Below are 10,078 nucleotides of genomic sequence, written 5' to 3' on the forward strand. Positions count from 1 at the left end.
TGAGTAGAGCTGCTCATGCAGCAACAGGCAAATCCGCAGGCCGCAGAGTTCGCTGGGCTATATACCCCCATCTTCTAGAGGCACTGAACAGCACCCGCGTGGATGCTCAAGGTTGCTTTTCGGCAAAGCGAGCATAATGGGCGTTGCCATTGGTCAGCAGCACGTCCTTGAGGTGTTTCCTGGGTGTCTTTTGATATGCACCTTGGCCCACGACGGGGCTGATTCCGTCGTGGTTGCCGTACTGCTGGCAATAGCTACGCCTTTATTCAGTGATCGTTCGAATTTTGGCTGAACAGGTCATCGAAGAATGCCTTTCCGGCCTCGGCCAGCACCATGTTTCCCTTGGCGTTGTAGTAGGCGATGTCGCGATCCACCAAGGCCACCTTCACTGCCTCTGGCAGGGGCTGATCCATCTTGCACGCCTTGAGGATCTGGCCAAAGGTCGGGTCGCTGCCGATGCTCTCGAGGATTTCCCGAGAGATGCCGGCGTTGGGGTGCGTCAGCGCATCGAACATAAAGCCCTTCTCCAGTACGCCACGACCCAGTACCAGCAGCACCCCCTGAATCTGGCGGATAGACCCGCCGCTTTCCTGGTCGCGGCCTTCATCGTCGGCCTGTGCCTGCGTGAGCGTGCGGACGTAGAAGAAGCCTGGGCGCTGTACCAGCTCCATGCCCATATTGGCATAAGCCTCGACGTAGTAGCGGTCGCGCTCCTTGTAGAGTTCATCGAACAGGGGGTTGGGCGCCAGTTCACCGTTCACATACTCATACTGGTTAATCACCTGGCCTGATGTCAGCTTACGAAAGGCCTCTTGGCTCAAGCGCCGATTTACGACCGGCTGCCCGGTGTTCTGCTCGTGGGGGAAGGGCATGTCGCTCATGGGGTGGTCTCCTCGGCATGGGCCTCGCGTGGGATGAGGGGGTGATATGACAGCGCCAGCTCGCCATGGAGAATCTCGTGGTGTTGGAAGCGGGCGTGATAGCGGAAGTCTGGGAGTGCCATGACCCAGTCCAAGGCTTCGAGAAGATCGTTGAGGGTGTAGCCTTCCAAGTGGCTGCTGAGGTAATCATGTAGGGAGGCGTGGAGGTCCTGACAGTCGTCCGGTATCGCCCACGCTTCGAGTAGCTCCTGGATCTCGTGCTGGCGGAGTTGCTCGCGCAGCTCAGCTTCCGAGAGCCCCGCTCGTGCTGGGTCCACGGTGACAGTCCCGGTCTGGTCCAGCTGAGCGCGCAGCTCTTCTATTCGCCTGTCGGTGAACTCCTCGATGTCTGCCCGGTGGTCGATGTCATGCCACTCCAGGCGGGCAAAACGCACCCGCTTAATTCCCGCGAAGGTGCCAGGGGACTGGATGGCGGGGTGCCGTACCGGAATGTAGAGGTTGCGGAAGCTGTCGTCGTGGCGCTCCTCTGTGGCGAGCTGGATGGCATTGAAGGCGCGCTCGATGGCGTCGTACTGCCGGCGTTGCTGCCGATCCTGGCGGACGTAGCGTTCAAGCGAGAGGCGTAGTGCATCGATATCCTGGACGTAGCTTTGAATGGCATTGGCCGAGAACTGCAGCTCCTCATTCAGCGCCGGGTGGTCGCTTTCGGCGGCCAGCTTGGCGATGCGGCGTATGGCCGTGATCGCCGGGATGCCTTGCTTGAAGCGCGTCTTGGGATCGAGAAATTCGAGGGCCGGCAGGATGTAGCGTTGATAGATGTGGTTGATATGCTCCAGAGCCCGGCGGGTTTCCGCCGCGCCCTCGAGGCTCCCCACGTCCTGTTGCTCCACCAGATCCGCCAAGTGATCCCCCTGTGCTTCGAGCGCCGCGATGCTCTCCTGCATCTTGCCTAGGGTGTCTTGTATCCGGCGCCGGAGTAGGCGTAGTTCATCGGTGAAGTTGTCGTTCTCCAGGTCGATTGGTAGCTCTTGGAAGGCCGCGAGGCTCTGGTTGAGGCCGTCGCGCAGATCTTCGAGCTCGGCCTGGCTCAGCCCTCGCATGCGCCCGACATCGAAGTGACGCAGCATGTCCACGACGAAGGGCGCGAGCACCAGCGTGCCGCGGGCGGGATCTATGCGGATGATCAGCCGTTCACGCAGCAGGTTCTCTTCAGCGAGGGTGTAGCGAATTCGCTCGCACTCCCGGTCGTTGCCCTGGGCGGCTTCCGCCTTGATGGCCTGGCGCACGATGGAGCGGTAGAGCCGGGAGGGGATCTCCACGTCCCCGTCGTGCTCCTCGATGTAGGCCACCAGCTGGGTGAAGAGTTGTCGGTGCTCGATGATCTGCTTGAGCACAAAGGGTGATTTGATGTTCACCGATCGGCCTCCTCTTCAGGGAGGATCTCCCCTTCACGATCGGTATCTGCCGTCCGCACGGTGAGCATCCCTTTCCGGGTGAGGGACTCGCAGAGGCCGTGGTGAACGACAGTGCGATTCTCGGCATAGGCCCGGCTGGCGTGGAACAGACCCAGGTGGACGTAGTTGCTGAGTACCTGAGTGATCTTCGAGTCCCGGTTGGGGTTGGCCACGAAGAGGCAATAGCCGTGCTGCTCGGCCATCTGGCGGGCGGTGCGCATGTTGCGGGTGGCCAGGGAGCCGAATTCGTCCATGACCAGCGGCATGGTCACCTGGGCATCGCCGTCCATCAGTCGCGACATCAGCACCGAGAGCAGGTTGGTGGTGATCATCATGGTGGTGCCGTTGGACTGAGCATTCGTAGTCCAGCCGTCCTCGCCCCACTTGCGGTACTTGTAGTGCACGCCGGCGAGGATCTTGTCGAGGCTGAGTAGGATGCCGGTACGTCGGGCATCGGAGTTGAAGAAGTCGGCCTGAAACGCCTTGAGCTGCTCGTAGACCTTGGTGTCCTGCAGTTCGTCGCTGAGGAGGTCGGCCTTCTCAAGGTCAGCCAGCAGCTGCTCGAAGCGCGGGTGAAGCCGATAGTCCACCCGCACTTCCTCGAGGTCGGAGATCGAGAACTGCCCCATCTCCGCATTGATCCGGCTCATGAAGGCAGAGATCTGCTCCTTGGCGGTGCGCAGGATTTCAACCTGTGAGTGGGTCGTCTTGTTGTGGCGATCGACCTTATGGCGGAAGTTGGCCTCCTGGGTGTCGAGGTTGTCGAATACCGCCTTCAGCTGGTCGTGGAAGTCGGCCACCTGATCGCCGGTGAAGGATGTCAGGTGAGCCTGGCTATCGGCGTTGGGCAGGATGCTCATGGCGAGGAGCTTGCGGAGTTGTTCGTGGACCTTGTTGCGCAGGGCGCTCAGTTCATCGACATCCTGTTCGAGAGTCTCGATGTTCGCCTCGCTGACCTCGCAGGGGGTCGGCGCTAGCACCTTGTGGCGTCCTTCGAGGACGTTGTTTGCATCCCTGCCGATGCGGTCGAGCCGTTGTCGGATCAAGCGTATCTGCTGTGCCTGGCCCTGGAGGGCCTTCTGCTCCTGCCGCAAAGTCTTGCGCTTGCCATCGGCTTCGTTCCAGTCGGACTCTGCCTTCTCGTGCTCGTGCTGTTGCTTTTCCAGCTTGGCCTCGAGCTCACGTAGGTCGCCCTCCAGGGCCTCCAGCTTATGGTTGTTGGCATCGAGGGCATTGAGCGCGTTCTTGTCCTCCTTGGCCTTGCTCAGCGCCTTCTCGGCCTGCTTGCGGCGCCTGGCGATCTCCTCCGGACCCAGAGAGGCCTCTTCCATGAGCTTGTCGCGTCGGCTCTTGTCGCGGGCGATCGCCTCCTTCAGCTTGTCTAGGTTGTCCTGTATGGTCTGGCGGGTCTGCTCGGCGTCATACCTCTGATGGGGAATGTCCCGCAGGACAATTCGCTCTAGGGGCTGACCTAGCATCAGGTGGCCATCTTCCGAGTGGAATTGCTGGCTGAACTGGATGAATGCTTGCTTCTGTTCCGGGGTGAGCACTCCATGGGTGGTGCCCAGTGAGTTATTCAAGGAGAACAGGATGCTGGCGTCACGCACGGTGAGGTCGTCCAGCAGGGTGGGGGTGCGATTGGCCAGCCGTTCATCCAGATGCTTGGCCTGGCGCGTGTTCTCCTCCAGGCGCTGGCACACCTGGGCGTAGTCCTGCTGGGCCACGGCCTTATTGTCGTAACCCTCGATATCTTTGACCTGCTCGTCGATATGCTTCTCGAGGCTTTCGATGATTTCCTGGCGGTGGGTGCCGGACGGAAACTCGTTCAGGGTGGCATTGGCGGCGTTGATGTCCTTGCGCAGGCCGTCTGCCTGTTTGCCGTTCGCCCTGACGTCCGCCGCCGTGGTGGTGACCGCTTTGCCGCTGTCGCGCTTGATGCGCTCGAGGGTGTCTGCCCGGTTTTCGGCGTTAGTGAGGGTGTTGGAGGCAGTCTCCAGCGCCTCCGTCAGCCGCTCTTCCTCGACGGCAACGCTGACATCGAGTTCGGCATACGCCTTGGCCGCCTGGCCGCGCAGCTGCTGCTCGGACTGGAACTGCTCGTTGAACACCTCCCAGTGGCCGGAGGCGTTGCGGATGCGCGTGATGCGGTCGCCTTCCTCGCGGAGCTGGTTGGCCTCCTCCACGATGGCGTTGAGGTCGAGGTTCAGCTCCTCATTCTTGCGGCTTTTCTGGCCTTCGATGATGGTGGCTAGGGTGTCCGGCAGGGTGCGGTCGTCCGACGCCGAGATGTCGAAGGCGAGGTGCACCAGCTTGCGCCAGGCGTCCATCTCCCGCTTGCCGGCACCGTTGCGCAGGGGGAGCAGGCTGAACCGGCCGGCTTTCTTGTCGTAGGGCTGGTTGGTGAACAGGCGCTCCTGAATGGTCTTCCAGTCACTCAGCGGTTCACCATCCATCTCCCGCAATGCTGCTTTCACTCCCTGCAGAGTCATGCTCTCGACCGGGGCCCCGATCCCGCTGTCAGCGCCAGTCTCTACATCCCAGAACAACGGTTCGAGCTCTGCGTAAGGGCAGGGCACCACCATGCGCGCGTACTCCATCTTGTCGGTGGCGCCGCCACGGTGTAGGACAATGCAGAAGTCACCGTGGGGGTTCTCGGCTTCGAGGATGATGAAGGCGCGGTCTTCCGGGAAGTAGTAGCGAAAGCTCGCCATCCCGTCATAGAGCTTGCCGTTGGTGCCTCGGAAGTTGAATTTGTTGCCGCAGTTTCGGAAGTTGACTTCGGGAAGCAGGAACAGCTTGAGGGCATTGAGCATGGAGGTCTTGCCCAGGTTGTTCTCGCCGAACAGGGCCGTGTGCTGGTCGATGCGAATCTGGGTGTACGCGTAGGCAGCGCTGTTCACGAAGATCAGCTGCTTGAAACGGAAGGTGTCGAAGGTGTCAAAGCCCAGATTCATCGGGAGACTCCGCGGTAGAAGGTGACGAGATCAGGTAGGTTTCCTGTTCGAGGTGCTTGCCGGTCTTGAAGATCAGGCCGCCGACATGGGCACAGGGCGGTGAGCGGCGCATGTGCATGGCCAACTGCTCGCGCTGGCCCTTCTCGATCACGCGAGTCGAGGCAGCCAGCCGCTCTATAAGGTCGGCGGGCGCGAGGAAATGTAGCGGCGGGAGGTCGCCCCGCTGGTAGAGGGTATCGCACATGCGTATCCCGCCGGGATCAGGGTCGAACAAGCAGCCGATCTCCCGATACTGCTGGAAGGCCGGGGTCAGCAGGTGGTTGGTGATGCTGTTGCCGCTACCGTAGAGGATGTCCGCCTCTTGCCATTCTGGGCCGAGCCCACACTCGGGGAGCAGTGCCAGCGTCCCGGTGAGATCCAGGAAGTTCTCGAGGTTCTCCACGATCACGGCACGCTCAGCAGGTGGGGCGGCCGTGCCGGCGTCGATGGTGCCCTGTGCATCGACCAGCACCACCTGCGGATGAGGCTGGCGCCGGTTGCGCACCGTGAGCATTGCGCCGCTGACCCGCGCGTTGTGGCTGTTGCCCAGCGCGGCTTGATCGATCCGGGGTGAAGCGTGCTCAACACCGACTGCGGCTCGCCACTGGTCGATGACAGCGGAGCTTATGCCGGAGTAGATGACGAGGTCTCGTTTCACATGCTGGCGCTCGGCGCCGTCGAGCAGGTCACCGATCATCAGTCCGAATTGATAGGCGGCTTGGCGGAGCTTTGGCTCAGGTACAGGCAGCTCTTGTTCCAGTTTCGTCAGATACCCGAGGAACTGCGTGCGGTTGATTCGGCGATGTGAAACCAAAATGCCTTCCCTGGTGCGAAACGATGGTGCCCTCACATTAGCATGTGATCGGCTGCTGGTTTGACTCTACGTGTTGCTTCTAGCAGCTCAGGCAGTGCAGAACCGGGGAGCAGTGAGGTGGAACCATTCAGTTGGACAACCTGATGGCGTCCTTAAGCTATGATCCGGTTGTACCCCTGGCTTAGGCTGCCAAGGATAGGGGGTACCCGTAGTACACCTCATCGGGCGTTTGGTACTCAAGGGTTTGGTGGTATCGGGTCTGATTGTAATGCCGGAAGTACCGGTTGAGCCCCTCTTTCAGATGCTGTCCGTCTTCGAAGGCGGTGAGGTAGATGCACTCGTGCTTCACGCTGCGCCAGAGCCGTTCCACAAAGATGTTTTCATGGTAGCAACCCTTACCATCCATGCTGATCCGGATGCTGTGCTCTTTCAGTACCGCTGTAAAAGCGTCGCTAGTGAATTGAGCGCCTTGGTCGGTATTGAATATCTCCGGCGTCCCGTGGCGTTGTAGAGCCTCCTCTAGGGCATCAATGCAGAAGTCCGTGTCCGCAGAAGTCCGTGTCCATGGTGTTGGAGACCCGCCAAGACAGCATTTTTCGGCTATACCAGTCGATGATGGCGACCAGGTACATGAAGCCTCGGGCCAGCGGCACGTAGCTGATGTCAGTTGACCACACCTGGTTGGGGCGATCGATCCCCAGGCCCTTGAGCAGGTACGGATACACCTTGTGCCCGTCGGCCGGAATACTGGCTCTGGGTCGCGGATACACGGCCTGGATGCCCATCGTGCGCATCAACCGTTGTACCCGCTTCCGGTTGACCCGGTAGCCCTGGCGCTGCAAGTGGACCCGTATCTTGCGAGAGCCGTAGTACGGCGTTTCTAGGTGCTGCTGATCAATCATATACATCAGATCCAGATCCTCCTGACATTGCTCATGAGGGACGTAATACACCGAAGAGCGGCTCAACTTGAGCAGCTCACACTGGCGCGAAAGACTGACCTGAGGATGACCACGCTCGATCATCGCCAACCGGCGTTGACGGCTTACTGATCGAGCTTGCGCGACAAAAAATCGCGTTCCACCGTCAGCCGGCCGATCTCGCGGTATAGCTCATCAGTGTTGGGCTCGTCGGACTGCTTGCCAGGCTTCTTCTTGCCCTCGAAGAGGTCGGGAGCATTGTCCAGCAGTTCGCGTTTCCAGGTGCTGACCATGGTCGGGTGAATCTGGAACCGAGCAGCAATCTCAGAGGTGGTCTCGTCCCCTTTGAGGGCGGCCAAGGCGACTTTAGACTTGAACGATGCGCTGTACTGTTTACGTTTCTTGCTCATGATTCTCCTCCTTGTGGAGATGATGAATCAGAGCTTAGACACCTGTCCAAATTTCGGGGTCCACTTCACAGCTCACTTCTTCACCTTGAGGGTGGTATTCATGATGCTTCCTCCTTTATGTTCCTAACCGCTCCATTCTTGACCATGATGCTTGCACGGCCGCCTGGCCTATGCTGTTGGGGTAAGGTGGTAGCTCGGATCAACATGCGTCACCAGTGGAGCCGAGGAGGACGGTGTCATGCCGAAGAGCGTACGGCGTCAGCGTCAGGATACATTCGATTTTTTGTATCTGTGGCTGACAGGGCACGACATTAAGGTAGAGCTAGGAGTCCATCATCGTCTCAGAATGAATCCTCTATGGATTGATCTCGATACGCGCGTGATGAAGCTCGCACCGAGCTGGAGGTGAGGGGGAAGTGCTTTTATCCAGAGAGCGGAAAGGGGAAAAGCTCGTGCTCAGGCTAATGGGAGAGTCTTGTCCAGCTGATTTTTCCCATACTGTGGCCGACATTCAGCAACGCGATGCACATGGGGCGCCACGATACCGGACTTATCGTGGCTATCCCGTGCCAATCTTTGAGTGCCCGAAAGGAGTGGCGAGGTTGCGACGTGAGCATCGATCCGATGCCTGGAGCGCCAGGATACAGGTTCCCGCAGGTTATATCAGCGACTGCTTGTCAGTACTGAGCATCAATGCGGCACGGTACATTTACATCCACGAGCACATTGTCGAGAAGGAACGCTGGATCAACAGCTTCTCGATCCAGTCGAGCGATCCAACGGAATAGCTCCCGATGGCCCGGTATGCCGAGAAGATAGTCTCTGCTCCTTGCTGATACTCAGATGGGCCTATGCAGTGAGGGAAAAGCAGAAATGCTGAGGTCGCTGCTTCACGCAAGATAGTCTGCCCAGTCCTGCATCATCGCCCTCCGCTTCTCGAAAAGGTCGCCACGGCGGTAAGCTGCCTCCACCTTGTTCTCGATGGTGTGAGCAAGAGCCATCTCCGCGACGTCGCGGGGATAGCTGGTGACTTCGCCCGTCCAGTCGCGAAAGCTCGAGCGGAAGCCGTGGGGGACGTAGTCGCCCCGTTCGCCTCCGACGCCGTACCCCATGCCCGCATCAGCTGCAGCATGGCCATGTTGGAGAGGGGGCGACCCTGGCGAGCCCCGGGGAAGACGTGTGTATTGCCCTGTACCTTCGGCAGCTGGGCCAAGAGCTCTACCGCTTGCCGTGACAGCGGCACACGGTGTTCGCGGCGTGCCTTCATCCGGTCAGCTGGGATCGTCCAGGTTTCATTGTCGAGGTCGATCTCCAGCCAATCAGCGCGCAGGACCTCTGAAGTGCGCGTAGCTGTGAAGATCAGGAACTGCAGTGCCTTGGAGGAGATGCTGGTATAACCCTGAAGCTCGGCCATGAAGGCAGCGACATCGTCGTAGGGCATGGCGGGGTGGTGGGTCACCTTCTTGACCCTTGCCGGCTTGGCCAGCAGCTTGTCGAGGTGACCACGCCAGCGGGCAGGATTTACGGGGTCCCGGTAGCTGTGCGCTGCGGCGTAGTCGAGAACGTTCTCAATACGTCCTTGCACGCGCTTGGCCGTCTCGGTCTTGCTGGTCCAGATCGGCGACAAGATCTTCAGGACGTCCTGGGTGGTAACTTCATCGACCGGCATGGAACCAATAACCGGTCGGGCATACGCCTTGAGCGTGCTGACCCACTGCCGCGCGTGCTTGGCGTTCCGCCAGCTACGGCGGTGAGATTTGATGTAGCGCGCGGCACAGCTGGTAAAGGTGGGAGTCGTCACGTCTGCTTGTTCTGGCTCGACGTTGACTTCCATGGGGTCTTGGCCGTTCTTGACCAGTTTGCGGTGATCCCCAGCACGCTCACGTGCCAAAGCCAGGTGACGTCCGGATAGCTGCCGAGCCCTATGTAGCGCTGCTTGCCCTGTAGCTTGAAGCGATAGATCCAGCTTACAGATCCTCCGGTGGTGATCTGCAGGTATAGCCCCTGGCCATCGCCGGTCATGCCTTCCTTTGCGAGCTTCTGAACCGCCTTGCTGGTGAGCTTGCCCATGCGCTGCCCGCCATGTTCAATCAAGTCCTGCGGCCAATATACGCGAGCACCTCGGCGCCTTTTCCTGCCTGCTTCGCTACGAAGCCCAGCGCCTGCGCCTTTCCTTCGCTGTATGAGCCCACCACGCCCCGGTTCGCCGGGGCTTTTCCAGCATAATAGTATGTTAGCCATTAGTACCGGTGCGCGTAAAAAGATGCACGTCTAGTCCATACGCCTTAGCCTTCGAGACTCACACGGCTAAGAAGGTGCGCAAAATGGGTTCTTCGACGTTTCATGTGGATTTGGCCTGATCCAGCAGGCGGCCCACGGGGCTACCAATCAGGTAGATCATGGCGATGAAGTTGGCCTCGTTCCGGTAGCCGCGTGCGCGTGACCTGGCCGCCTGGAAGAGCCCGTTCATGCCTTCCAGGCGCGCGTTGGTCAGTCCCGATATCCAGCGCCTCACTACCTGCTCGGCATGCCGTTCAAGCGTCGTCAGGGCCTTCGCCATGGGCTTGAGCAGTGGCTGATCGGTGACCGCCTCCCGCATCACCTTG

Annotated in this window: 7 protein-coding genes and 1 pseudogene; all 8 read right to left on the reverse strand. The window is 59.9% G+C overall.

Features of this window, described 5'->3' with window-relative positions; genetic code table 11:
- Window positions 1-266: 266 nt before the first annotated feature.
- A complete protein-coding gene (locus tag HF027_RS08095; RefSeq protein ID WP_168014550.1) occupies window positions 267-881 on the reverse strand; it encodes a condensin complex protein MksE in 615 nt (204 codons plus the stop codon).
- Window positions 878-2,296, reverse strand: coding sequence for a coiled-coil domain-containing protein (locus HF027_RS08100; RefSeq protein ID WP_168014552.1), 1,419 nt, complete (start codon window positions 2,294-2,296; stop codon window positions 878-880). The genes HF027_RS08095 and HF027_RS08100 overlap by 4 nt, the downstream gene beginning before the upstream one ends.
- On the reverse strand, window positions 2,293-5,289 hold the full coding sequence (locus HF027_RS08105; protein WP_168014554.1) for a hypothetical protein: 2,997 nt from the start codon (window positions 5,287-5,289) through the stop codon (window positions 2,293-2,295). Before HF027_RS08105 ends, HF027_RS08100 begins: the two co-directional genes overlap by 4 nt.
- Window positions 5,273-6,142, reverse strand: a complete 870-nt coding sequence (locus HF027_RS08110) for a hypothetical protein (protein WP_168014556.1) — start codon at window positions 6,140-6,142, stop codon at window positions 5,273-5,275. Before HF027_RS08110 ends, HF027_RS08105 begins: the two co-directional genes overlap by 17 nt.
- Before the next feature lie 181 nt (window positions 6,143-6,323).
- Window positions 6,324-7,472, reverse strand: a pseudogene (locus HF027_RS08115) (IS3 family transposase).
- 919 nt (window positions 7,473-8,391) lie between these two features.
- A complete protein-coding gene (locus HF027_RS08120) occupies window positions 8,392-9,306 on the reverse strand; it encodes a tyrosine-type recombinase/integrase (RefSeq protein WP_245184602.1) in 915 nt (304 codons plus the stop codon).
- Complete coding sequence (locus tag HF027_RS15600) at window positions 9,270-9,542, reverse strand: Arm DNA-binding domain-containing protein (RefSeq protein ID WP_245184603.1); 273 nt, start codon at window positions 9,540-9,542, stop codon at window positions 9,270-9,272. Before HF027_RS15600 ends, HF027_RS08120 begins: the two co-directional genes overlap by 37 nt.
- A gap of 271 nt (window positions 9,543-9,813) precedes the next feature.
- Window positions 9,814-10,078, reverse strand: a 265-nt coding sequence (locus HF027_RS08125; protein ID WP_168014558.1) for a transposase, incomplete at its 5' end; no start/stop codon positions are given.

Source organism: Halomonas salinarum (genome assembly GCF_012062845.1).
Lineage (GTDB): Bacteria > Pseudomonadota > Gammaproteobacteria > Pseudomonadales > Halomonadaceae > Onishia > Onishia salinarum.